Origin of the sequence: Paenibacillus phytorum (assembly GCF_013141715.1) — a bacterium.
Lineage (GTDB): Bacteria > Bacillota > Bacilli > Paenibacillales > NBRC-103111 > Paenibacillus_E > Paenibacillus_E phytorum.
Map to the genome: position 1 here is coordinate 119,047 of NZ_WHOA01000165.1, position 24,717 is coordinate 143,763.

19 protein-coding genes are annotated in these 24,717 nt (G+C 44.4%); 5 read left to right on the forward strand and 14 right to left on the reverse strand.

Going from position 1 to position 24,717, the window contains the following annotated elements; translation table 11 throughout:
- Positions 1 to 33: 33 nt before the first annotated feature.
- The 10 genes from GC098_RS24630 to gabT form a co-directional block, all read right to left on the reverse strand.
- Positions 34 to 816, reverse strand: coding sequence for an ABC transporter permease (locus tag GC098_RS24630; protein WP_171645861.1), 783 nt, complete (start codon positions 814 to 816; stop codon positions 34 to 36).
- Between the two features lies 1 nt (position 817).
- Positions 818 to 1,717 carry an ABC transporter permease gene (locus GC098_RS24635; RefSeq protein WP_171645862.1) on the reverse strand — a complete coding sequence of 300 codons (900 nt, stop codon included), beginning with the start codon at positions 1,715 to 1,717 and terminating at the stop codon, positions 818 to 820.
- Between the two features lie 30 nt (positions 1,718 to 1,747).
- On the reverse strand, positions 1,748 to 2,851 hold the full coding sequence (locus tag GC098_RS24640) for an ABC transporter ATP-binding protein (RefSeq protein WP_171645863.1): 1,104 nt from the start codon (positions 2,849 to 2,851) through the stop codon (positions 1,748 to 1,750).
- A gap of 19 nt (positions 2,852 to 2,870) precedes the next feature.
- Positions 2,871 to 4,475, reverse strand: coding sequence for an amidohydrolase (locus GC098_RS24645; protein WP_171645864.1), 1,605 nt, complete (start codon positions 4,473 to 4,475; stop codon positions 2,871 to 2,873).
- A gap of 118 nt (positions 4,476 to 4,593) precedes the next feature.
- Positions 4,594 to 5,733, reverse strand: coding sequence for a saccharopine dehydrogenase family protein (locus tag GC098_RS24650; RefSeq protein WP_171645865.1), 1,140 nt, complete (start codon positions 5,731 to 5,733; stop codon positions 4,594 to 4,596).
- A 43-nt stretch (positions 5,734 to 5,776) separates the two neighbouring features.
- Complete coding sequence (locus GC098_RS24655) at positions 5,777 to 7,237, reverse strand: aldehyde dehydrogenase family protein (protein ID WP_171645866.1); 1,461 nt, start codon at positions 7,235 to 7,237, stop codon at positions 5,777 to 5,779.
- 29 nt (positions 7,238 to 7,266) lie between these two features.
- Positions 7,267 to 8,625 carry an aspartate aminotransferase family protein gene (locus GC098_RS24660; protein WP_171645867.1) on the reverse strand — a complete coding sequence of 453 codons (1,359 nt, stop codon included), beginning with the start codon at positions 8,623 to 8,625 and terminating at the stop codon, positions 7,267 to 7,269.
- A 20-nt stretch (positions 8,626 to 8,645) separates the two neighbouring features.
- Complete coding sequence (locus GC098_RS24665) at positions 8,646 to 10,109, reverse strand: CoA-acylating methylmalonate-semialdehyde dehydrogenase (RefSeq protein ID WP_171645868.1); 1,464 nt, start codon at positions 10,107 to 10,109, stop codon at positions 8,646 to 8,648.
- Positions 10,110 to 10,151: 42 nt separating this feature from the next.
- Positions 10,152 to 11,579, reverse strand: coding sequence for an aldehyde dehydrogenase family protein (locus tag GC098_RS24670; protein ID WP_171645869.1), 1,428 nt, complete (start codon positions 11,577 to 11,579; stop codon positions 10,152 to 10,154).
- Between the two features lie 9 nt (positions 11,580 to 11,588).
- Complete coding sequence (gabT, locus tag GC098_RS24675) at positions 11,589 to 12,944, reverse strand: 4-aminobutyrate--2-oxoglutarate transaminase (RefSeq protein WP_171645870.1); 1,356 nt, start codon at positions 12,942 to 12,944, stop codon at positions 11,589 to 11,591.
- A gap of 189 nt (positions 12,945 to 13,133) precedes the next feature.
- On the opposite strand from gabT, the gene GC098_RS24680 reads away from it, so the two are divergent.
- A complete protein-coding gene (locus tag GC098_RS24680; RefSeq protein ID WP_171645871.1) occupies positions 13,134 to 14,723 on the forward strand; it encodes a PucR family transcriptional regulator in 1,590 nt (529 codons plus the stop codon).
- Positions 14,724 to 14,873: 150 nt separating this feature from the next.
- Here the strand turns inward: GC098_RS24680 and GC098_RS24685 are convergent, their stop codons facing one another.
- Genes GC098_RS24685 through GC098_RS24700 form a run of 4 tightly spaced genes read right to left on the reverse strand, consistent with a single transcriptional unit; the run spans position 14,874 to position 19,416 of the window.
- A complete protein-coding gene (locus GC098_RS24685) occupies positions 14,874 to 15,110 on the reverse strand; it encodes a twin-arginine translocase TatA/TatE family subunit (protein ID WP_171645872.1) in 237 nt (78 codons plus the stop codon).
- 42 nt (positions 15,111 to 15,152) lie between these two features.
- The gene (locus tag GC098_RS24690) at positions 15,153 to 16,775 is read right to left on the reverse strand and encodes a flavin monoamine oxidase family protein (protein ID WP_171645873.1); all 1,623 of its coding nucleotides are present in this window, start codon (positions 16,773 to 16,775) and stop codon (positions 15,153 to 15,155) included.
- A 39-nt stretch (positions 16,776 to 16,814) separates the two neighbouring features.
- Complete coding sequence (locus GC098_RS24695) at positions 16,815 to 18,005, reverse strand: amidohydrolase (protein ID WP_246358916.1); 1,191 nt, start codon at positions 18,003 to 18,005, stop codon at positions 16,815 to 16,817.
- Between the two features lie 34 nt (positions 18,006 to 18,039).
- Positions 18,040 to 19,416: a purine-cytosine permease family protein gene (locus tag GC098_RS24700; RefSeq protein WP_171645875.1), complete on the reverse strand. Its 1,377-nt coding sequence runs from the start codon at positions 19,414 to 19,416 to the stop codon at positions 18,040 to 18,042.
- 688 nt (positions 19,417 to 20,104) lie between these two features.
- Between GC098_RS24700 and glpX the strand changes: the two genes are divergently transcribed.
- The 4 genes from glpX (at position 20,105) to GC098_RS24725 (ending at position 24,688) form a co-directional block, all read left to right on the forward strand.
- Positions 20,105 to 21,070 carry a class II fructose-bisphosphatase gene (gene glpX / locus GC098_RS24705; protein ID WP_171645876.1) on the forward strand — a complete coding sequence of 322 codons (966 nt, stop codon included), beginning with the start codon at positions 20,105 to 20,107 and terminating at the stop codon, positions 21,068 to 21,070.
- A 518-nt stretch (positions 21,071 to 21,588) separates the two neighbouring features.
- On the forward strand, positions 21,589 to 22,800 hold the full coding sequence (locus tag GC098_RS24715; protein ID WP_171645878.1) for an MFS transporter: 1,212 nt from the start codon (positions 21,589 to 21,591) through the stop codon (positions 22,798 to 22,800).
- Positions 22,801 to 22,814: 14 nt separating this feature from the next.
- On the forward strand, positions 22,815 to 23,774 hold the full coding sequence (locus GC098_RS24720) for a TIGR03571 family LLM class oxidoreductase (protein WP_216625409.1): 960 nt from the start codon (positions 22,815 to 22,817) through the stop codon (positions 23,772 to 23,774).
- 74 nt (positions 23,775 to 23,848) lie between these two features.
- The gene (locus GC098_RS24725; protein ID WP_171645879.1) at positions 23,849 to 24,688 is read left to right on the forward strand and encodes an aldo/keto reductase; all 840 of its coding nucleotides are present in this window, start codon (positions 23,849 to 23,851) and stop codon (positions 24,686 to 24,688) included.
- Positions 24,689 to 24,717 lie beyond the last annotated feature (29 nt).

The window sequence follows — 24,717 nt, forward strand, 5'->3', positions numbered from 1 at the left end:
ATTTCCCCCTCGTATACAAATAAGATGATAGAACTACTCCTTTGGAACGCTTCTCTTCGCTGCAGCTGCACCCATCCATCCTTGGATCAAGAACAAGGCTACAGTCATAACAATCAAAATGGTCGATACAACAGCAATGCTTGGGTCGATACTCGTTCGCAAGCTTTCCCAATATTTGATGGGAAGTGTTTTGGTATGGGAGCCTGCCATAAAGAGCGAAATGATCGGCTCATCAAAAACAATCGAAAATGCGAATAGCGCTCCTGAGAACAATCCCGTCTTAATTATGGGAACCGTAATCTTGAAAAATGCGCCAACGGGAGTGGATCCCAGTCCCATGGCAGCCAATTCCAAGTTGCGATCTACTCCTTTCAAACTGGCCGATACGGTTGTGAACACAATCGGAATCGAAATAACCGCATTGGATAAAATCATTCCCGTATACGTATCCGTTAACTTGAATGGCGCAAAGAAATGATATAGACCAATCGCAACAACGACTGTAGGAACCACCATCGGCGAGAGCATTAAGGGTACAAATAACTTCTTCCCCCAAAAATTCAACCGAATAAAGGCAATCGCAGCCATCGTACCTAAAATGAGAGAGACAATGGCCGTTATAAGTCCGATGATCAGACTGCGGAAAAATACTTGCATCCATACAGGACTTTGCAATACCTTTTCATACCACATGAGTGAATAGCCAGGCGGCGGAACTTGAAAATAGGCTACAGATGTAAACGACAACGGGATAATCAGCACAATAGGGAGCAGAAACACAAATAGAATTAGCGCTACCAGAAGCCTTAACCACATGTTATATCACCCCCTTCAGTGCAGAGTGTTTTCTAAATATAACAAATGGGATAGCGATTAGAAGGATGGTTGCTCCTAAGAGAATGATAGAAAGTGCAGCTGCCAAATGCCAATTCAAGGTTACGTTGATGAAATTAGCAATGAGATTGGAGATCATCTTATCCTTAGGACCCCCTAAGATCACTCCCGTAATAAAAAAGCCGAGACTGAAGACAAAAGAAATAAGTACGCCTGCGATCACTCCCGGCATGGATAAGGGGAGCATCACATCACGAAAAGCTCGCCAAGGACGGGCGCCCATTCCTTCAGCCGCTTGAAGCAATCGGCCATCAATCCCTTTCATGACGGAATATATGCATAGAACCATGTACGGAAATAAGTAATGAACCATACCAATAACGTTGCCAGTTGTGGAGTACAGCAGGTGAAGCGGCTGGTTGATTACACCGATTGCCAGCAATACTTTATTGATGACACCTTCTTCCTGCAGCATGATCATCCACGTAAATGTTCGAATGAGCACGCTGATCCAGAAAGGAATCATGATGAGAGACATTGTAAATCTTTGCCACTTCTCAGATTGTATCTTGTAGAGCAAATAGGCAACAGGATACCCGAGCAATAGCGTAATCAAAGTGGCAGTGAATGAGACCTTAAACGTATAGACAATAACCTTTAAATACACAGGTGTGGTAAACACTTGAATGAGATATTTAGCTGTATAAGCAACTCCGTCATGTACGCCTAATTTCATTATTCGCAAGATCGGAATAAACGTTAGCAGCAGCATATATAAGGCTGGAATGATAAATAGCAGCCAATTGACACCTGGTATGGCGGATAAAGCAGCACTTTTTCTTTTTAAAGGCATTGACGTCATTTGTGTTTGCGCGTTATTCATAGGATGGCTCGCCTCACTCTCCTTCTAATTCTATGATGCTGGAGTAACTTCCTTAACTTCATCGTCCGGAATCAGTGATGCGTCGCCTGCATGCCAACCGACCCCAATCTCATCACCAACGACAATTTCCCTTGAGACGACGTATGGCAGCTTAATAGATAATGGTTCATTCGTATCCGTCCTTGCCTCAATTCGGAAAGAATCTCCGATATACGTTTTTTCCAAAACCGTTGCTTTGTATGTATTGGTATATGTCGTTCCTTCTCGAACAACATGAATATTTTCAGGACGAATCGCAAGAATGATGGCTTCGTTCAAAGTGACATTAGGCTGGGCCTTGATCTTACATACTTGACCGTTCAATAATTTCACCACAGCCATTCCTGAATCTTCTTGGATAACTTCACCGTGGAACCAGTTGACCTCACCAATGAATGAAGAAACGAATTTGCTTTGCGGATAATTGTACAGTCTTTCCGGTGTATCGATTTGCTCGATTCTTCCTCTATTCATGACACAAATCCGATCCGACATCGTCAGCGCCTCTTCTTGGTCATGTGTCACATTGACTGTCGTAATACCCAATTTCTCTTGTATATGTTTAATTTCATACTGCATTTGATGCCGTAAATTTTTATCAAGCGCCCCTAACGGTTCATCCAATAAGAGAAGAGGCGGATTAAAAACAATCGCCCGAGCAAGAGCCACTCGCTGCTGCTGACCACCGCTAAGTTGACTGGGATAACGTGAAACAAAGTCTTCCAGTCGAACGGTTTGAAGGACTTTATTCACTTGTTCTTTCAATTCCGGCTTCGGAATTTTACGCAGACGGAGCGGATAAGCGATATTGTCAAAAATCGTCATGTGTGGGAACAAAGCGTAATTTTGAAATACCATCCCAATATTGCGATCATAAGCTTTCTTATTCGTGATATCTTGCCCATCCAAAAAAATCGCTCCGCTATTTAACTCTTCAAAGCCTGCGATTAATTTAAGTAAAGTCGTTTTTCCTGAACCACTCGGCCCCAAAATGGTAACAAACTCACCTTTATTAATGGATAAATGAACGTTATCAACAGCTGTATACTTTTTATAAAACTTCTGTGCGCTTCTGATCTCCAAGTGAGCTGTCATGAAATTTCTCTCCAATCTCTTATTTCTGCTTTTCAAAGACGACTTTACCATCCATGACGGTCAATTCTACCTTCGCATCCTTTATACTTTCCGTCGGTACGTTGAACAAATCGCAGTCGATGACGATCAGATCAGCCAACATCCCTTCTTCTAGCGTACCTAATTCGTCTTCTCTAAATACACCATAAGCCGCCGTTGATGTATACGCTTTCAACGTCTCTGCTAGTGTAATCGCTTCACTTTCATTAAACAACTCACCTTTACCAACAACCCTGGTGACAGCTCGATAAATTTCCAATAGCGGATTAAGCGATACGACTGGATAGTCCGTATTTAACACGACTTTCGCTCCCGCATCCAAGAGCGATCTGATTGCGAATGTATACTTATCCCGATCACCTATACAGGAAAAATAGTGACTCTTATTGATGAGTTCCATGTGCTCAGGCTGCATCGACGCGATAACGTCCAATTCTTTAAACCGCGGAATATCTTGGGGATGCACGACCTCGATATGTTCAATCGTATGTCTAGCATCTCTAACCCCATTCTTCAGCTGCGCTTCTTCGAATAAATCGAGTGCATATCGCACTGCACCGTCGCCTACTGCATGAAACCGAATCCGAAACCCTTCTTTATCTGCGGCAAGCACATATTCTCTCATCTCCGCAGGAAGCGGGGGACCGCAAGTATCCGGAATGTCCGTGTAAGGCTCAACAAGGTTTGCCGTATGTGTGGTAACGACGCCATCCAGAAATTCTTTCAAGCCAGAAAAAAGCAGTTTACCTGAACGATACTTATCTCGGTAATATTGCGCCCTTTGCATATCCCCATCCAGCCCAATCAAAAAGTGAATCCGTGTTGTCAGTTTCTCTTGCTTCTCAAACTCTTCATATAGTTCTATTTCATTGATTTCTAAGTCCGTAATTTTGAAAATGTCCGTTAATGAGGTGACGCCAAACTTAGCGGCATTACGCAAGAATGTTTCAAACACTTGTCTTTTCCGGTTATCCGTCAGCTTCATCGCGTGTTTCGTAGCGATACTAGCCGCGGACTCATAGAGAATTCCCGTAGGTTCCCCAAATTCATCCCTCATAATCTCGCCATGCAGCGGATTCGGTGTATTCCTATCAATGCCGAGTATTTCTAAGGCCTTTGAATTCACCCAAGCCGTATGACCTGACGCATGAGATAAATATACAGGACGGTCGGGAATAACTGCATCGAGCGAGGAACGGTGAGGCAGCTTCGGATCGTCCCACTTGGTGTGATACCACATGTACCCTTGAACCCATTCCTCATCTGGCCTTGATTTTGCAAATTCCGAAACCTTATCAACGACTTCTTGTTCAGATCGGGCCCCTAGTAGATTAACATTATCCTCCATAATACAAGCAGGTATGATATGAAGATGCAGATCATTAAAACCTGGCATAACCAGTTTATCTTCAAAATGATAAACCTTTGTATGTGGTCCGATCAGTCCCTGCATCTCGGGCTGTGTACCCACTGCCACAATTATATTGCCCTTAATCGCAATGGAGGCTGGCTTCGGCGAATCTTCAACACCTGTAAACACGGCATTACTTGTTATTATAATATCTACATTTTCTATGTGTTTCAAAGGTTAACCTCCTAGTGTAGTCAAAGTTGAGAAGCTTAGTTAAAAACGTTTAACCGATAATTGATCTTATCATTTATCGATTAAACGTCCTAGTGTTTCTAACTCATCCGCGAATACCTTACTGCTTTTTCGTTTCGCTAATTGTGATGTAGAGCTCGACATTTTTATTTTTCAAGTATGAAATATACGTTTCAGGGTCCACACAAAGCTCTGGCGGTTGGACGCCTTTCTCTGTAATTTCACCCTTCAAAAGCATTTGCGCAGCGATTGAAGCAGGAATCGCCGTTGCATATTGCGTTGGACTGACTGCCCAATCTTGATGATATCTGGTCAACAATTCCAATCTCACCGTAGTCGAGTTTCCGTTCTTAATTCCTTTGATTTCAACCAATAAGGAATCAACCCCCCAAACCGGCTTCTCTTTCTTGGCTAACACCTTGGTCAACAGCGATACAAGCTGACGGCGAGGCACTGTACCATCTTCCAACTCATTCGTATCGACTAGAGCGAGTTCTTCCAACATTTTGATTTTCTCGATGGTCGCTGGATCCCAAGTGTCTTTGTACGTAATTTCTTTCACTTGCGGGAAGCTTGAAGGCAGCGTAGCAAGCTCGGAGTGAATGATCGAATACGTTTTTTGAATGCCTAAATCTTCATGGAAGTGCGTAAACTCTTCATCTGCTAACGGAGCAATTTCAACCAACTCGCCATTTTTCACAGCAATGGCTGGTTTGACTGCTTCATCAATGATTGTATCTGCAGCAAAGGCGAACGTTGTACCTGAGGACGTAGATCCATAACGGATATGAATTTCATCAGCTGTATCAAGCAGATTTACACCATAGCGGCAAAATACGTTCGAAGTACCTGGATCAGACCCCATACCTGTAATCGAAAGGACATTCGCTTCTTTCATTTGAGCATCCAATTTCAATTGTTCATTCGTATATTTGAAGAGTCCACCTAGATCAAGCACGCTGACGCCCACCGCTGAAGCCGCTTTCATAGCATCCAGATTAAAAACGTAATTCGTCGCATTAACGCACACTTTGCCTTGTCGCAATACATCTTTGGACGCTTCAAAATCTCTAATATTTAAGGTAACCGTCGTGACACCCTTGCCGACCCATGCGGCTAATTCGTCCAGCCTCGCTTGATCCAAGTCAGCAGCCACGACCTCGACGCCACTTTCTACTAAATCTTTTACGATAACTTTACCGATTGTTCCTGTCGCACCTAATACAACTACTTTATTCAAAGGTATCCCTCCAGTTGGTTTTGTGTGTACACGTTATTGGCAGTTATTGCGGCAACCAACCAGCCGGGGTAACGTTTAGTTTGAGATTAATTTGTTTTGGCTCCACAAACTGCCCGAAACCATACGTTCCCAAATCTCTTCCGATACCACTCATCTTAAATCCGCCCCACGGAGCTTCATTGTAGGTGTTATGATACGTATTAATCCACGTAATACCCGCTCGAATTTTGCGGATCACTCGCATTGCTCTTGCCGAATCGCTCGTAAATACGCCGCCTGCCAAGCCAAATCTGGTGCCGTTGGCTAAACGGATGGCTTCCTCTTCGGTTTGGAACTTCTGAATGACGAGAACCGGTCCAAAAATTTCTTCTTGAACAATTCTCATATTGGGTGTCGTATCGGTGAAAATGGCCGGTTCAAAGAAATAGCCTCTGCCCTCGATACGCTTACCGCCACATAACAATGTCGCGCCCTCATTCAAACCGATTTCAACATAGCCTAGAACGTTCTTCAGCTGAGCTTCTGATACAAGCGGCCCCATTAATGTGTCTTCCTCAATACCCGGTCCAATCTTAATTTTCTTCACTTTGATTAACAATTGTTCAACAAAACGGTTATACAAGCTTTCTTGGACAATTAAACGGGACCCCGCAGAGCACACTTGACCTTGATTGGCGAAAATAGCATAAAGCGCATATTCAACCGCCGCTTCAAAGTCAGCATCTTCAAAAACGACGAGCGGCGACTTTCCTCCCAGTTCCAAGCTTAATCTCTTCATGGTCGGAGCAGCCTTTTGTGCGATCTCAACCCCTGTTTCTGTTCCCCCAGTAAAGGAGATTTTATCAACAAGCGGATTGACGGATATTTCATTCCCGATGGTAGCGCCTGGTCCCAAGACAAGGTTAATGATACCTTTCGGGAATCCTAATTGATCGATCAGTTCGAACAATTTAATTACCGTAAGCGGCGTAACGGAAGCAGGCTTTACAACTACGGTACATCCTGCAGCAATTGCGGCGGCAATCTTCTGAGTTGCCATCACTAGCGGATAGTTCCAAGGCGTAATTAATGCCACCACTCCTATTGCTTCTGTAACTACCATGGCCTGAACATCATCTGGTACGTCATACACCTGTCCGTGCGGCTTTGTTGCTAACCCCGCATAATAACGGAACTGGTTCACCGCATCGATGACGTCATATCTGGATTCATTTATTGCTTTCCCATTATTCAACGTTTCGAGTTTGGCAAACTCTTCCGCGCTTTCCTCTAATCTATTTGCAAGCCGAAGCAGCAATTCAGCACGATCTCTTGCCTTGCTTTCCATCCATCCATCTTCATAGAACGCCCTGTGTGCTGCCTCAATGGCCAATTTAACATCATCTACATTGCCTTCTGTAACAACCGCTATCATTTCTTCTGTAGCAGGATTTACAATATTACGTGTCTTGCCGCTGCTTCCAAGCATCCATTGCCCATCTATGTACATGTTCTTAACATCCATTCTATCATGCCTCCTTCCTATGACACTGTCTATTGACTTTCCATTACTTCTTTAAAGGTGCCAATAATAAAATCCAAATCTTCGTCTGTAGACGAAAGTGGAGGTGACAAGGCAAGAATGTTGTTGTAGCCCGGCACCGTATCCCCATTGCGACCGATGATCAATCCTTTAGCTTTGCAAGCTGCAATAATTTTACCTACAGCCGCAGGTGCGAGCGGTTCTTTGGTGGCTTTGTCCGCCACGAGTTCGATCCCCATTAGGAAGCCGAAACTGCGAATGTCGCCAACCATTCGATGATCCAGAAGTTCAGCCATTTCATCTGCCAGTCGCTGTCCGAGCTGCTTGGATCGTTCAACTAAGTTTTCTGTTTCCATAATTTCTAGATTTTTCAGCGCCAAAGCACAACAAGCTGGGCTACCGCCAAACGTATTCACATGCCGCAGATGGCTGAATTCACCTTGTTCTTTAAATGCTTCATAGATATCCTTGCGAACAGCTGTCGCAGATAACGGAAGATATCCGCTTGTCAAACCTTTGGCCATCGTCACAATATCTGGTTTCATATTGAAGTTCATATGTCCAAATTTCATGCCGGAACGACCGAATCCGCATATCACTTCATCGATGATCAGCAGCACGTTATACTTCTTACAAATATTTTGCACTTCATCAAGGTAAATTTGATGAGGCACGAGGATGCCGCCTCCGGTAATCGCCGGCTCCATAATAACAGCAGCGACAGTATCCTTGCCTTCCCAAATAATTCTCTCCTCGATCTCTCGCGCACAGAGAAGGTTGAAATCCTCAACCGACATGCCTTCAGGTCGGCGGTAGCTATCCGGCGGACGTACATGGAGGAATCCTCCGCCAAGCGGCTCATACATATACTTGCGAGAAGCTTGGCCTGTAGCACCCAATGCGCCCATCGAGTTGCCATGATAAGCACGATAACGGGAAATAAATTTATGTCGGTTAGGCGAATCCGTTTGCTGATGATACTGTCTGGCGATCTTAAAAGCCGTTTCATTGGCATCTGAGCCGCTGTTGGAAAAAAAGATCACATATTCGCCTTCAAGCCATTCATTTAGCTTTTCCGCCAACGCAATCGCTGGAAGATGACTTTGGGAAAGCGGGTAATAAGCCATCGTTTTCAGCTGCTCATAGGCCGCTTCTGCCAATTCTTGTCTTCCGTAACCGACATTCACGCACCAGAGACCCGACATTGCGTCTAGATAGCGATTGCCATTCATATCCTCAATCCAGGAACCGCTGCCTTGTGTGACGACCATCGGCGCTTGATTCGGATTGTATGGAGACATCCCATGCCACAAATACTGACGATCTTTTGCTGTAATTTCCTCACTATTTAAGTTATTAAAAGAAGACATGTCCCCTCAACCCTTTCGCATTAATAACGAGCCGTCAACATTTTCTTCCGCGTGTAGAACTCAACGCCGTCGCGCCCGTTAGCATGTAAATCTCCGTAGAAAGACTTCTTGTATCCGGAGAATGGGAAGAAAGCCATAGGCGCTGGAACCCCAATATTCACGCCTAACATACCCGCATCGATGTCCTCGCGGAACTCACGAACCGCCTTGGCGCTGTCCGTATAGATGCAAGCCCCATTCGCAAATTCGGAAGCGTTGGCGATCTCAATCGCTTCCGTCAAATCCTTGGCACGAACAATCGAAAGAACAGGAGCAAAGATTTCATCTTTCCAAATTTGCATATATACTTTGACATGATCGAAAATGGTCGGTCCAACAAAGTAACCTTCGTCGTTTACCGCTGCGTCTTTACTTCCGTCTCGCACGAGTTCTGCACCTTCCGACTCGCCGATTCCAATATAGTTGAGCGTTCGATGTTTATTTTCCTCACGAATGACAGGACCCAGGAAAATACCTTTTTCCATGCCGTTGCCTATTGTAATCTGATCTGCCGCTTGCTTTAGTCGTTCAACTAGCTTGTCGGCGATATCGCCAACCGCAACGACAACCGCGCAAGCCATGCAGCGTTCACCCGCTGAGCCGAAAGCACCGTTAATGATTTGGATCACCGTATTGTCTAGCTCTGCATCCGGCATAACAATGGAATGATTTTTCGCTCCCGCTAGCGCCTGAACCCTTTTGTTGTTCGCGCTAGCTGTTTTGTATATATATTCGGCAACAGGTTGAGAACCAACAAATGATATCGCTTTTATTTCTTCATTCTCGAGCAGACCATTAACGACATCTCGCGCGCCATGTACGATGTTTAAGACACCGTCAGGCAAGCCCGCTTCTTGGAACAGTTCGGCCAGTCGGTTCGCAAGCAAAGGTGTACGTTCGGATGGTTTCAACACGAACGTATTGCCGCATGCGATGGCAAGCGGGAACATCCAGCATGGAACCATCATAGGGAAATTAAACGGTGTGATTCCCCCGACAACACCGATCGGGTATCGATACATACCCGACTCAAGCCCCGTTGCAATATCCGGAAGCTGTGATCCCATCATCAGCGTCGGAATGCCTGCAGCGAATTCAACACATTCGATACCTCGTTGTACTTCCCCATAGGCCTCTTGGTAACTCTTGCCATTTTCCAAGGTTACGATCTGTGCCAGCTCTTCCCAGTGCTGCACGAGTAGCTGTTGATAACGGAACAGGAGATGTGCTCTTTTGGGCACTGCGGTTTTCTTCCAACTGGCAAACGCTTTATTTGCCACTTCAGCCGCTTTGTTCACATCCTCCTTGGAAGAGAAAGGAACATAGGCAATAATTTCACCTGTTGCTGGATTAGGTACTTCTTCATAATGGGACCCGCTGAAATCGACCCACTGTCCACCTATAAAGTTTTTCAAATATTTTGCTTCCGTCTGCACTTGTGCCATCGTGGACCTCCTTGAAATTGATGATGTATCCCTAACACCGAACTATTTTAGCTTGATCGAGATTAGCTTCAGTTCTGTCATTTCTTCCACCGCATACTTAACGCCCTCACGGCCGAATCCACTTTCTTTCACACCGCCGTATGGCATGTTATCGACTCGAAATGTTGGGAAATCGTTAATCATAACTCCGCCTACTTCAAGTTGTTCCGCAGCTTGCATGGCCGAATGAATGTTATTGGTGTATATCCCAGCTTGAAGTCCGAATCGGGAATGGTTCACTTCCTCAATCGCTTGCTCCAGATTGGCGAAAGGAGCGACGGTTACGATAGGCCCGAACACTTCCTCACAGGAGACAGGCTCATCCGCAGGTGCATTCGTCAATATCGTAGGCAGAAATATACGTGAATTTAGTAGTTTACCGCCAGTAACAACTTGGGCGCCTTTGGCTACAGCGCTTTCAACCCATGCTTCCATCCGCCGTACTTCCTTCTCACTGATCAAAGCAGACACATCCGTGTCCTCATCTAATGGATCGCCGATAACAAGCTTTTCCACTTGCGCCTTGAACTTATGTAAAAAGTCCGCATAGTGATTTTGGTGTACGAAAATGCGTTGAATAGAAATACAGACTTGACCACTAAAAGAAAAGGCTCCAAGTACACAGCGGTCGATTAGCTCATCGGTAATTTCGTACGTTTTGTCAATGATCAAAGCCGAATTGGAACCCAATTCCAACGTAACACGTTTCAAGCCGGCTTTGTTTTTCATCGCGATCCCGACGGCTGGGCTACCCGTGAACGTAACGGCCTTCACTCTCGGATCTCGTACCAATTTTTCTCCAACAACCGAACCGGGACCAGGTACTACATTTAAAGCTCCATCAGGCAGTCCTGCTTCTTGGAAAATCTCAGCCAACACCAATGAAGAAATGGGCGTTTGTCCTGCAGGCTTCAATACAATCGCATTTCCTGCAGCAATGGCCGGCCCGACTTTATGCGCTACCAAGTTAAACGGAAAGTTGAATGGCGTAATCGCCGCTACCACACCAAGCGGTTTGCGCATGGTAAAGGCAATTCTTCCTTCTCCACCCGGAGCTGCATCCAAGGGGACCGTTTCTCCGTGTATGCGACTTGCTTCCATAGCTGCAAACTTATACGTCTGAATCGTACGAGCGATTTCACCTCTCGCGGTCTTAATCGGTTTTGCCGCTTCCATGGCCAAGACACGAGCAAGCTCCTCTTTACGTTTTTCTAATAGATTAGCAACCTTATCTAAAATAGCTGAACGTTGATGTGCCGGCAATTTGGCCATCTCCGCAGCAGCTGATTCTGCTGCCCCAATCGCTGCATCCGTATCCGCTTCGCTGGCATGTGCCACATCCGCTATCTTGTTCCCTGAAAATGGGGAATACAGCGTTACGTACTGAGCTGCTTCTTCCCGTTGTCCGTTAATAAACAAATGCCATTTCACATGCATCCCCTACTTTCTCAGTTGTGCATACTGCTGAAGCAATACTTCTTTGATAATATCTAACCCTTCCGCAAGCTCGTCATCTGTTATGACTAGAGGGGTTAGGAAACGAATGACATTGCCGTGCACCCCTGCGCTTAACAGGATAACCCCAGCTTCATAGCATCCTTTTTGCACAGCAGCCACAAATGCTTTGGCTGGCTCTTTGTTCTCAGAATCAATGAATTCAACAGCGCACATCGCTCCCAGCCCACGCACATCTGCAATCAGTGGGACTGTTTTCTGTAAGTCTCTGAAAAAGTCCATAATCGTTTGTCCGATCCTACGGGATTTTTCTAAAAGACCTTCGCGCTCGATTTTATCAATCACGGCCATTGCGGCAACACATCCCAGCGGACTGCCGCCATAGGTCCCGCCGATTTCCCCTGGGGACGGGGCATCCATAATTTCTGCCCGGCCTGTAACTGCGCTGATCGGCAATCCTGCTGCAATCGACTTGGACATCGTGATTAGATCGGGTTCGATTCCAAAATGTGTACTGGCAAACATTTCTCCCGTTCGCCCGAAGCCTGTTTGAATTTCATCCGCAATAAACAAAATATTGTTTTGTTTACATATGTCATACACACCTTTAACAAATTCCTTCGGAGGAACAATGAACCCGCCTTCTCCTTGCACGGGTTCCATAATGACTGCTGCCAATTCTTCCGGTGAAGCCTCCGTATACAGGAAATCTTCGAACTGCTTAACGCAATACAGAGCATACTCTTTCTCCGACATCCCTTCAGGACGGCTCGTTGGATTGGGATATTGAGCTTTATAGGTGGCAGGTGCAAATGGACCCATTTGGAATTTATAAGGCTTCACTTTGCTTGTGAGCGACATGCCGAGCAGCGTACGCCCATGGAATCCACGAGTAAACGAGACAATTCCAGGTTTCCCTGTATATTTCCGGGCAATTTTCACCGCGTTTTCTACAGCTTCTGCACCGCTGTTCAGGAGAATCGTCTTTTTCTTAAAATGACCAGGAGTGATTTCTGCAAGCTTCTCAGCAAGTTCAAGATAGGACTCATACATCGCGACATGAAAGCAAGTATGAATATACTTCTCGGCTTGCTTCTGAACAGCCTCCACGATCTCTGGCGGACAATGGCCTACATTCATAGTTCCAATAGCTCCAGCAAAATCCAAGAAAACATTGCCATCCACATCATATATCAAAGACCCTTTGGCCTTTTGTACAAAAACGGGAGCATTATTGCCGACGCCTCTTGGTACTAATTCTCGCCTTTTTTCTAATAATTCCTGGGTACGGCTTGCCGGGAATTCTGAAGCAACAGATACAAATTTGCGTGTCATTTCCATCTTCGCATCCCCCTTCTGCTTTCCATGTTCAAAGGATTTCTATCTTTTTATGTAGCGCTAACTAAAAGCGCTTTCTTTTCTCATTTTAAGCCTATCATTTCAAGAATACTATTGCGCTCGGAGATAAGTTTTAATATATTTATTATCACTAAGGGATAATAAATTGGTTGTTGATGGGGGTAACAAATCATGAAGTTTTTCGACGCTCTACAACTTCCTTCGCTTCAACAGGCTAGAATTGCTGCAGGCGCAGAAGGCCTTCATAGGACGATCCGTTGGGTGTCTATCGTTGACTTGCCTGACCCGTTGTCTTGTGTGAGTTCAGGGGATTTACTCCTGACGACGGGCTACGGATGGCCTCGAGATGAAAAAAAACTGCTTGATCTCATCATCGAATTGAATGCGTGTGGGCTTGCAGGGTTAGGACTTGCTGTCCCCGAGTACTTCACAAATATGCCGTTAACTGTATGTAGAGTGGCGGACGAGCTGCATTTTCCAATCATCGAAATTCCGTGGGAAATTCAATTCAATACTATAACCGAAGAAATCCTCAGTTCCATCCTGACCTATCAATATAATATTCAGGAACAGTCAGAGTTCGTTCATCAAGAGCTCATGCGTATCGCTTTGGATGCTAATGATCTTCAGGAAATAGCCGTTACCTTGGGCAAATTAATTAAACGACCCGTTATCATTCAGCATCCGGAAGGTCCTATTCTAGCCTCTTATAACATGAACAAAGATGGGCTCGAAGAAGAAGAGCAATTGTTTCATCAAGAAATGATTAGCTTTCGAAAGGAACAAGTTCAGCATATACCACTGCGTTCCCACTCCAGGCCAATCCGAATTCCCGCCGTACCAGAGTCTGGTTTACCCGCACGGCTCTTATGTCCAATTTCAATCAAAAAAGAACTGGCTGGTTTATTATGGATCATCGAGGGACAACAACCTCTTAGAGAGGTAGATCAGCGTGCTGCTCAAACGGCTTCCATCGTGATGGCGCTGCACATTTCTCAGCAGCGGGCGCTAGCCTCATTGGAGGCTCAGCTAGGGTATTCTTTCCTGGATTCATTGCTTGAAAGTCAGTTCAATACAACACCCCAGATCTTACGACGGGCTGAACTATTAGGCTTCGACCCAGAGGGCATTTATTCCGTTGGTACGATTATCATGAATTCCTCCGTTCCCCTATCACGTGAAGGCATCATAAAGCGAGAACGGCTGGCTGATAAATTAAAGCTAAGAATGCAAGAGCTCAAAATTCCGACGGTACTCTCTCTGACACAAAACCAACTCCTATTTTTAATTCCCGAAAGTGTCCTTTCGGAGGATATATGGAAGTCGATGAAAGACATTAATCTCTCTTTTGCCGTCAGTCTTCCTTATCGAGGATTTACCAATGTTCGTCAGGGTTATAAAGAAGTGAGCTCAATCCTTCCACATATAAGCTTCGGTCAACTCCATCGCTACCAGGACTTGCTGGTCCCCCGCGTTCTGATGGGTGATCACGATGCACGATCTTCCTTTCTCGGTAAACTATTTGATCCGCTTCAAAGAAGTAGAAACGGTGATGTACTGATTAGCACCTTATTAACTTTCGCCCGAATGGGCTTTCAACTCAAAAAAACAGCCGACGAATTAAACATTCATCCGAAAACGTTGCGCTACCGATTGGATCGCGCGATTTCATTGGGGAATTTCGACCTCAACGAAGCAGAAACGCAATTCCATCTTCAACTAGCCGTACGCATCTTTTCTTTAGAAAATGCCCGCATTTGATAACTTGTTGAAAAACACGTCAGTTGACAAAACAAGAAAAGCGGTTGGGAAGGAATAGTATCCTGCTCAACCGCTATTCATAAAAATACATCACTTTTTATCTACTGTGAGCTGCTCTTCCAGAGATTTACCTACTTTGAGACAGCCTCATTATTTATCGCTTATTTGATGGTGGCCGTTTTGCTGCAAAGAAGGTTCGTTCGTGCCTGTACCAACTTCTTTGCGCGGAGTCTGCGCTTCGTCATCGGCAAAGCCGGTAGTGGCGCTTTTGAACTCACGGAGCATTTTGCCAAAGCCACGTCCGAGCTCGGGCAGCTTGTTCGGTCCAAACAGAAGCAGAGCAACACCTGCGATTAGAATAATATGCCACGGGGATAACGCGCCCATGAGGAATACCTCCTCCTTAATTCGAGAACATTCAATCTAGTCTCATAACGCATTTGCTGTTGATGGGACTGACGCTTGAGAACATACTATCGCAGTAATTTCACTAGCTGCACGTTGTCCGCTTTCAACTGCGCCATTTAAGAAGCCCTGAAATAACGAAGAAGTGTGTTCACCAGCAAAGTGACAATTCCCCTCCTGAACACCCTCATAACCCGCAAACAATGTAGTCTGACCGACCTTATAGTAGGAATACGAGCCTTTCGAGAATTTATTGCCAGGCCAATAGTCTAGTGTGACCATGCCATTCCACTTGGCAGTAATGCCTGGTAACACAGGTTCCAATTGCCCAAGAAATTTTATTGCTTGGGAATTCAGAGTCCCACTGTTCAAACTTGTTGCGACGTCTGTACCTGCGAATTCCACTAAAATACCAGTTGATCCAGATTGCGCACGAGTGACCTCCCACGTATCTTGGTATCCCGTGTCTGAGAACGATCCGCCCGTACATCCTAAATTATACCAAGAACGTTCAGTAAATTGTAATTGCAGCTTTGCATTGACTCCCATCCCCAATTGAGTTATGGCCGTTTGTTTCAACTGACTAAAGCCAGCTTCACTAAAATCTACGGATTCACGAAGAATGGAGAACGGCATGGCAAGTACGACATGATCAGCAACAACGTTCTGGGTGTTGACACCTACCTTGAAAGTAAGTGTGTACGTGGAGTCGCTATTTTTCTTTATCTTAATCAGTTCATAACCTGTCGAAATTTGATTAGGACATCTTTGGGCAAGAATTTGTGGTATCTGGTCATTTCCTCCATGGACATGATACTTCCCGTTCGATTTCCCCAAAATACGCGGTTGTCCGGGGCCCAGTGCTCCTAATATCCATATGAGATTGAGAGAGCTTAATTCGGTTGAAGGCGCTCCAAATTCATTTTCGTAGGTGAGATCCAATAGTTTCCCCAAATTTGAATTCACACCGCCAGGCACATATTGATTTATCCAGCCTCTAACTGACATGTGATCTAATTCCCAACCACGCTGTGTATAATTGTTATACTGTGTAGAGGCCGCATTCGAGTAGTCACTGTGAATTTGTTGCCAAATTGCTTGCAGATCATTAGAAAATTGAGCAAGGCTATAGCGCGCACCGTTAACATAGTAGAAATCCTCCGTACCTGTCGGTTGCGCATTTAACACATCATCAACGTTCAATCCCAATTCTTGCGAGAGATGCAGAATATCCGTATGATTCTGGTCTATCAATTCCCCACCATGTTCCGCGATTTGTCCATTAGCGAAATCTCCACGTCGTGTCCAACAACGGCCACCTACACGGCTTGATGCTTCATACACTTGAGCAATCAGACCCGCCTGTTTTAACCGATAAGCACATGTAAGTCCAGCTAACCCAGCACCGACAATTGCAATTCGTGGCGTTGTAGATGCATTTGCCACGAGATTGCCAAAGCGCAAAAATGAGCTTGGTATAGCAGCCACCACCCCCATCGTCACTGCCTTTTGTAGGAACTCCCTTCGTGTGATGGATTGTTGGATTCTTTCCTCACTGATTTGTTCGACTGAAACACCTCTCTTCGATGACTCTGAGGCAATCGAAACGGCGTCTAGCACTCTTTGAAACAATCGGGTTCTAGCCATATTAGTTATCCTCCCTTTGATAAAGATTTCAGAGCAAAACTACGATTGTGACAGTAATTTAAACGTAGAGTGAACAAACATTTTCACTCCATTCTCTAGTGCATCCTCATCAATTGTAAACTGAGGATGATGGAGTGGATTCGTAATTCCCTTTTGTTGATTCCCAGCTCCCACCCAGAAGTAGGTTCCCGGTGCTTTTTGTTGAAACGCAGAAAAGTCATCACCAGCCATGATCGGTCTTCTTCGCTCAAGAGCTTCCTCGCCCAGCACTTCACATACGGTTTCCTCAATAACTTTGGTTACTTGTTCATCATTAATAACGATGTCATAACCAGGAACATATTGGAAAGCGTAAGTTGCGCTATGTGCTTCCGTGATGCCTTTAATCACTTTTTCCAAAAGTGCTGGTAAACCTTTGCGGAACTCAGGATTTAAAGTATGTATCCAACCAACAACCTGAACAGAGCTTGGAATTACGCAAAACTCTGTGCCACCAGTAAATTGAGTAATCGAGATGACAGTACTGTCAAGAGGATCATTACACCTTGAGACAATGTGCTGTAGGTTTGTTACAACTTGTGCAGCAACTGCGATACTGTCAATCGTTTGATGAGGTAATGCAGCATGCCCGCCTTTGCCATGGATAGTAAGATTAAAACCATCCGATGAAGCCGTCATAGGACCGTAAATGATTCCGATTTTACCGACTTCAATCTGGGGTAAAAGGTGAACCGCAATGACGTAGTCTACATCCTCCATAACTCCTGCAGATACCATCTCTCCGGCACCACCCGGATGTGTTTCCTCGCCATGTTGGAACAGAAACCGTACCTCACCGATGATTTGCTCTTTTAGACCTGCAAGAATTCTTGCTGTTCCGAGTAACATAGCCGTATGTCCATCATGTCCACAAGCATGCATAGCTCCAGGGGTTTTGGAAACAAAGTCAAATTTATTTTCTTCTTGAATAGGCAATGCATCTATATCAGCTCGGATAGCCAATATTTTCCCCGGTTGTTTTCCAATGAGACGAGCCATTACACTCGTTCTGGTTGGCCGGGAAACCTCCAATCCGCCAAACGACTGAAGCGTATCATAAACGAACTGGGACGTTTTTTCTTCGTGGAAAGACAACTCAGGGTTTTGATGAAGAAAGCGCCTCCATTTAACCACATCATTTTTAACTAAATGAACAAGGTTGTTTAGTGTTTGAGATTGTTTCGTTTCCAATGATAAGACCCCTTTCGAAAATTTATAAAAGTAATTACAAATCAAGATTATGATGGATATTCTTTTGACTACCATGAAGTGTACGTCTCATTGGATAGTAATAAACCGCCGCTGATACGATCAAGCCAACAATCCAAGCCAGATCCGTTCCGCCTAAATACTTGGAAATCGATCCTTCGTAAAGCGGGGAGCTTACAAAAGGAACCTCCACAAGTCCACCGATTATATAAGCAATAATGGCAATCCAATTAACTCTACCGTACTCACCATTGATGTCGAATATAGCTTTAACGTTATAATTACTTTTACGTAAGAAGTAAAAGTCCACCAGGTTAATTGATGTCCACGGCACCATAAAATACATCAGTAACAGTAAGAAATTTGAGAAGAAATGCATGAAATTGTCCTGCGCCATGATTGGGATTACTGTACAGACCGCCGTTACCAAAAACATGAGCCAGAACCGAGTTTTTGGTGTACCGCGAAGCTTTGTAATCGGTTCCAAAGTAGCTATAAGAGACATAAATCCTCCATAGATACCGACTGGAGCAGCAGCGATACCACCCAGTATGATTAAAAGATTGATAATGATTGAGAAATTTGAACCTACTAATTCGGTAAGTCCTCTTGTCGGATTTCCCTCAAAATCGCTAAATAAAGTTGCCATTATCGCTCCGAGGATCATCATCCAGCTACTTGAGATAACAGTCCCTGCGTATGTATAAAAGAATGTCTGCCTAGTCGGTGTGTTCACCGGCAGATAGCGAGAATAGTCAGCAACATATGGGGCATAAGTAATCTGCCATGTTACCATGATGCTAAGTATTAAGAAAAATATGGGAGCATTAAAATGACCTATCGACCAGGCTTCGGCAGACATGGGCATTTTCAGTGCAAGAAATGTAAGCACTAAAAACACGACTGCAAAAATAATTGAAAGATACCGATTGATAGAATGAATTAAATCATATCCATATACGGCTATCACAAAAGTGATAATATTGAAAATTACAATCGCTGCCGTTGATGGCATGGGAATAATATTTGTTAATGAATGGCTATACAGAATGGCTCCTGTCGAACCAAAGCCAATGTACATAATGAGCACCAGAATAAGAGGAAGAATAGCTCCTATTACACCAAATTGCGCCCTACTCTGGATCATTTGGGGAATCCCTAATTGGGGACCTTGCGCAGAATGATAAGCCATAAAAATCGCGCCAATCAGGTTGCCGGCAACAATGGCTACTATGCTCCAAAATAGATTTAATCCGAGTATTATGGCTAAAGCTCCTGTCACCACTGGGACTAGTTGCATATTAATGCCAAACCAAATTGTAAATAAACTTTTCGGGCTGCCATGTCGCTCATTTTCAGGAATAAAGTCAATGCTATGCTTTTCTACTTTCATCTTCACTCAGTCCCTTCACTATGCGTTTGTAATTGAATAAAATGTTAACTCATATCCATGATAACGCTTACAAGAAAGACTGAAGTTATAAATTACTGCCTGTAACTAAGTATCGACGTTCTAATAAAAGCCTCCTTTTTTCTTAAAGCCTACACTAACACTTGAAGATAGAAATAAATCCACATCTGCTTTTGCCCGTTCGTTTCCGTTCTCATCAGGACTACTTGCTCTTTCACCTGGAATATTTTTGAAATCCCACTTTATTCCATCTTACTTAAAAAGCGCTTACTTGAATCTAGCCAAACTTGCGAAAAGCTAGCACAATTTTGTTGCGCCCGAAAGTGTCCTTAATAGCCAGGTATTTGTTTATTTTGAAAACATCTTGCATAGAAATAATAGTAGAAAGGAACTTACGATGAGGCTTACCTTAGACAGAAAAATATTGGCGTATACTTGCCGATCAAACGGGTATGTCGGCCAAACATATTTCCAACTTGGTTACTAACAATCAATATGAAACTCAAAAAGCCATACAGTCAATGGAAATGAATGCTAAGGAAGTAACAGAAGGAATGTTTATGATCAATGAAGCAGGAGAATCGTTTAGGCATATTAATTTAAAATATAGAATGTCCTTCTTTAATATGGGAAAACTAGTGAAATCTAAATAAGGATAGGGAGAGAAACCATGGAACGGGAACTTGCGTTGGAAATAGTTCGAGTAACGGAGTTGGCTGCTTTAGCTTCAGCTCCTTGGATGGGTAGAGGAGATAAAAATAGTGCGGATGGCGCTGCAACTTCAGCCATGCGCGCTATGTTCGACTCGGTATCGATTCGGGGAACTGTCGTTATAGGAGAAGGTGAGATGGATGAGGCACCCATGCTCTATATTGGTGAGCAAGTAGGAAGTATGAACGGGCCGGAGGTAGACATCGCGGTTGATCCACTCGAGGGAACCGATATTGTGGCTAAAGGCTTGAACAACGCGCTTTCGGTAATTGCCGTAGCAGGAAAAGGGAATTTGCTTCATGCGCCTGATATGTATATGGAGAAGTTAGCAGTTGGCCCGGCACTAGTTGGCATACTAAGTCTAAATGATCCTATGGAAATAACACTCGCGAAAGCGGCGGAGGTCCTGAATAAGCAAGTTTCAGATCTTACGGTTATGATACTTGACCGAGTTCGTCATGAATCGCTTGTTAAAACTTTGCGAAATGTTGGAGTCAGGATTAAATTTCTTTCGGATGGTGACGTTGCTGGCGCAATGGCTCCGGCTTTTCCTGAAGCAGGGATCGATCTTTATGTCGGTTCTGGTGGGGCTCCCGAAGGCGTACTTGCTGCAGCAGCGTTGAAATGTCTGGGCGGAGAGCTGCAAGGACGTTTGATGCCTGCTGACAGCAGCGAATACGACCGTTGTATTGAAATGGGTATTAAAGATCCTAACAAAATCTTGACGATGGATGATATGGTGGGTACGGAAGATGTTATTTTCGCAGCGACAGGCGTAACGCCTGGCGAGTTCTTGGAAGGCGTGAGATATTTACCGGATCAGCGGGCTGAAACGCATTCCATTGTCATGCGAGCAAAAACCAAAACGATACGCAACATCCGTACTTTACACTATTTGCCGAATAAACCATTGCTGAAGAAATGATACTCCCTGAAATATAGAGACTAAACGGGAATGAATAAGACTAATCAAAAACGCTAAGCCTTCGAATTTGAAAGGCTTGGCGTTTTTTTTGCTGAGCGAGAGAATTTGTGGATGCAGGCCTATTCCTTCGGTAAATGACAATAAGAAACCGCTCTCAAAACTCGTTTTCTCTTTTCTTCATGAACCCAACTCGTATTATTTAAACGTAAGATACGGTGGCAACGGAGACTTTTGATTTTTGAGCTATGTCCTTCAAGTACATTTTGACTGCTCTAAGCAGTAGTATTCCCAGAATTAATGGCACCATGCATTGCCTTACTTTACTAACGAGTAACTCAGGAGGCACCTATTTGTAATTCGCATATAAGGGTACTTTCAGGTACCTATAGCACTTAAAAGTCCCTATAGTACTTAAAAGTACGTACTTATCAAAAACAACTTAATGGTTTTATAATAGCACTTGTGAAGCGAAAGTAAAGCTTACAGCTGTTCAAAATACATTCATTAGGAGGCAAAACATGAACCAGTCATTATCACAATCTGCATCACAACATAAAGTGAAGCAAAATACAGGAACATGGGCGCTTCTTGCCCTTGCGATTAGCGCATTTGGAATCGGAACAACAGAGTTTGTACCAGTAGGCCTGCTCGCGTCTATCGCGAATGACTTAAACATTGGCATCACGCTAGCTGGCCTTCTTATTTCTGGTTATGCGATTGGCGTCGCGGTCGGAGCGCCGATTCTCACCGCGCTCACCAATCGGATGAGCCGGAAATCCTTGCTCATGTCGCTGATGGTTGTTTTCATCATCGGTAACGCTGTCGCTGCACTTTCACCGTCATTTGAAATACTGCTTGTTGCACGTTTCATCACCGCATTTTCTCATGGTGTCTTTTTCTCCATTGGAGCGACCATTGCTGTTCAGCTCGTATCTCCAGAGAAAAAGGGCAGTGCCATTGCTCTCATGTTCACTGGTCTTACCATCGCCATTGTTACCGGTGTTCCATTGGGGACATTTATCGGCCAAGCCTTCGGCTGGAGAGCAACTTTCTGGGGCGTTGCCTTACTAGGTGTAATTACGATCATTTCCAGTGCCGCACTTATCCCTAAAAATCTCAAGCAATCTCCACCCGCTAAATTTTCAGACATGTTCCGTCTGCTCACCAATGGCCGTTTGGTCCTAGGCTTTCTTATCACGGCATTCGGTTATGGAGGGACGTTTGTTGCTTTCACTTATTTAACTCCACTCCTGCATGATGTGACTGGCATAAGTTCAGGCATGATTAACATTATTTTGATCATTTATGGTGTTGCTGTTGCATTCGGTAACTCTGTTGGTGGCAAATTAGCAAATAAAAACCCTTTACGAGCACTATTTTGGATGTTTATTATTCAAGCAGCCGTTCTAATCCTTTTAACATTCCTTGCTCCATTTAAAGTGGCTGGCGTGATTGGTGTTATCTTAATGGGCTTGCTTGCTTTCATGAATGTGCCTGGTCTTCAATTATATGTCGTCCAATTGGCTGAAAAGTATGTACCTTCAGCGGTCGATGTTGCATCAGCGATCAATATTGCAGCGTTCAACGTCGGTATTGCTATTGGCTCGATCGTCGGTGGGGTTGTTATCGACTCCATGGGTCTTGTTCATACCCCATGGGTTGGTGCTTTAATGGTTCTCGTTGCCATCCTACTCACTGGTATTTCTGCTAAGCTGGAACGGAAATCATAATAGGAGGCATTTATATGTTTGAGCATCATCAAACTTATCAAAGGATGTACAAAGAAGGCGAGTTAACGCTTGGCCTCCACATTCCATTAGAAAACTTTCAATCAAATACACCTACGATGGCTAATCAGGTTGAGCTTGCACAAGCTGCTGAAGGATACGGATTTACTACGCTCTGGCTCCGAGACGTTATTTTGGAAGATCCCCAGTTTGGGGATCCGGCTGTCGGTCAAATTTATGATAGTCTAATTTTCGGTACGCACCTGCTTAGTCAGACCAAACAAATTGCGATTGGAACATCCGCGCTGGTACTTCCGCTTCGCCATCCACTGAGGATGGCGAAAGAAGTTGCTACCATCGAAGCCCTCTTTCCCGAAAGGTTCATCATGGGAATATCATCTGGAGATAGACGAGCTGACTTCAAGGGTCTTGGCGTAGTTCATTCTAGCCGCGGCAGCCAGTTCCGTGAAGCCTTCTCCTATCTAGAAAAGGCGCTTTATGAAAACTATCCTAGAATTGACTCCAGTTATGGTCATATCGAGCAAGCAACACTCGTGCCAAAACTGAAGAATAGAATTCCTACCATGGTTACCGGTTTTGCACAGCAAGATCTCGATTGGCTTGGACAGAACGGCGATGGATGGATGTACTATCCACAAGGACCTATGCGGCAGCTAGAAGCCATAACGGCATGGCGAGAGTCTGCTGACCGCCAAAACCATACGGAGTTTCGTCCATTCTCTATGCCTATGCATCTCGATTTAGCGGAAGATCCAGATGAAGAAGCAACACCCATTCGGCTTGGTTTTCGAATAGGAAGAAATAAACTAATCGAATTAATTGAAGTTTACAAAACGATTGGTGTTAATCATCTCTTCTTTGCTCTCTTTGACAGCGATCGACCAGCTGGCGAGGTCATACATGAGCTTGGAGAATACGTGCTTCCGCACTTCCCACCGCATCGAATCAGTCTTTGAAATCATATGTCTAATTAAAAAAACAGTAACGGGTGGACATCGTTTTTTCACCCCAATATTAGGAGGATAATCAAATGAAACACTTACAAGATACAATTCAATTAAACCATGGGAAAGCTTTTCCTTGGCTAGGTCTAGGCGTCTTTCAGGTCGAGGATGGCGATACCGTCATTGCAGCCGTTGAAGAAGCCATTGTCATTGGTTACCGTCACATTGATACTGCAGCTATTTATCAGAACGAAGAAGGCGTTGGGGAAGGTATCAGGCGTGGCTTGAAACGCACGGGCCTTCAACGTGAAGACTTGTTTATCACCTCGAAATTATGGAATGCAGACCAAGGCTATGATAGCGCAATAGCAGCTTATGAGAAAAGCTTAAAGAATCTGGGATTAGAAAAGCTTGATTTATACCTTATACACTGGCCTGTTGAAAATAAATATCTAGAAAGCTGGAAAGCGCTCGAGTTTCTGTATAACGAAGGACGTGTGGGGGCTATTGGGGTTAGTAACTTTCACATCCACCACCTTGAAAACCTGCTTAAAGATGCAACTGTGAAACCGGCTATTAATCAAGTAGAGCGTCATCCGCGACTCGTTCAGAATGAACTTAAATCTTTTTTAGATAAAAACGGGATTCAAGCCGTCGCTTGGGCACCTCTGATGCAGGGAGAGATTCTGCATGAACCCGTCATCCAAGCTATCGCAGACCGCGCGGGAAAATCAGTTGCCCAAATCGTCCTGCGTTGGCAGCTGCAAAGCGGCTGGGCAACGATTCCGAAATCCATTCAAGCTAGACGCATTCAGTCCAATGCAGAAATCTTTGATTTCTCATTAAATGATACGGATATGGCAGCTATTTCGGCCCTTGATCAGCATCGCCGGGTGGGTCCAGACCCTGATAATTTTGATTTTTAAGTTTAAATTGAATAAGTTTTTAAAATTAG

Excerpts from the sequence above, each read along its gene's own strand:
- GC098_RS24630 (WP_171645861.1), bottom strand. The coding sequence starts at position 816 with ATGTGGTTAAGGCTTCTGGTAGCGCTAATTCTATTTGTGTTTCTGCTC.
- GC098_RS24635 (WP_171645862.1), bottom strand. The coding sequence starts at position 1,717 with ATGAATAACGCGCAAACACAAATGACGTCAATGCCTTTAAAAAGAAAA.
- GC098_RS24640 (WP_171645863.1), bottom strand. The coding sequence starts at position 2,851 with ATGACAGCTCACTTGGAGATCAGAAGCGCACAGAAGTTTTATAAAAAG.
- GC098_RS24655 (WP_171645866.1), bottom strand. The coding sequence starts at position 7,237 with ATGGATGTTAAGAACATGTACATAGATGGGCAATGGATGCTTGGAAGC.
- GC098_RS24660 (WP_171645867.1), bottom strand. The coding sequence starts at position 8,625 with ATGTCTTCTTTTAATAACTTAAATAGTGAGGAAATTACAGCAAAAGAT.
- GC098_RS24665 (WP_171645868.1), bottom strand. The coding sequence starts at position 10,109 with ATGGCACAAGTGCAGACGGAAGCAAAATATTTGAAAAACTTTATAGGT.
- gabT (WP_171645870.1), bottom strand. The coding sequence starts at position 12,944 with ATGGAAATGACACGCAAATTTGTATCTGTTGCTTCAGAATTCCCGGCA.
- GC098_RS24680 (WP_171645871.1), top strand. The coding sequence starts at position 13,134 with ATGAAGTTTTTCGACGCTCTACAACTTCCTTCGCTTCAACAGGCTAGA.
- GC098_RS24685 (WP_171645872.1), bottom strand. The coding sequence starts at position 15,110 with ATGGGCGCGTTATCCCCGTGGCATATTATTCTAATCGCAGGTGTTGCT.
- GC098_RS24690 (WP_171645873.1), bottom strand. The coding sequence starts at position 16,775 with ATGGCTAGAACCCGATTGTTTCAAAGAGTGCTAGACGCCGTTTCGATT.
- GC098_RS24700 (WP_171645875.1), bottom strand. The coding sequence starts at position 19,416 with ATGAAAGTAGAAAAGCATAGCATTGACTTTATTCCTGAAAATGAGCGA.
- glpX (WP_171645876.1), top strand. The coding sequence starts at position 20,105 with ATGGAACGGGAACTTGCGTTGGAAATAGTTCGAGTAACGGAGTTGGCT.
- GC098_RS24715 (WP_171645878.1), top strand. The coding sequence starts at position 21,589 with ATGAACCAGTCATTATCACAATCTGCATCACAACATAAAGTGAAGCAA.
- GC098_RS24720 (WP_216625409.1), top strand. The coding sequence starts at position 22,815 with ATGTTTGAGCATCATCAAACTTATCAAAGGATGTACAAAGAAGGCGAG.
- GC098_RS24725 (WP_171645879.1), top strand. The coding sequence starts at position 23,849 with ATGAAACACTTACAAGATACAATTCAATTAAACCATGGGAAAGCTTTT.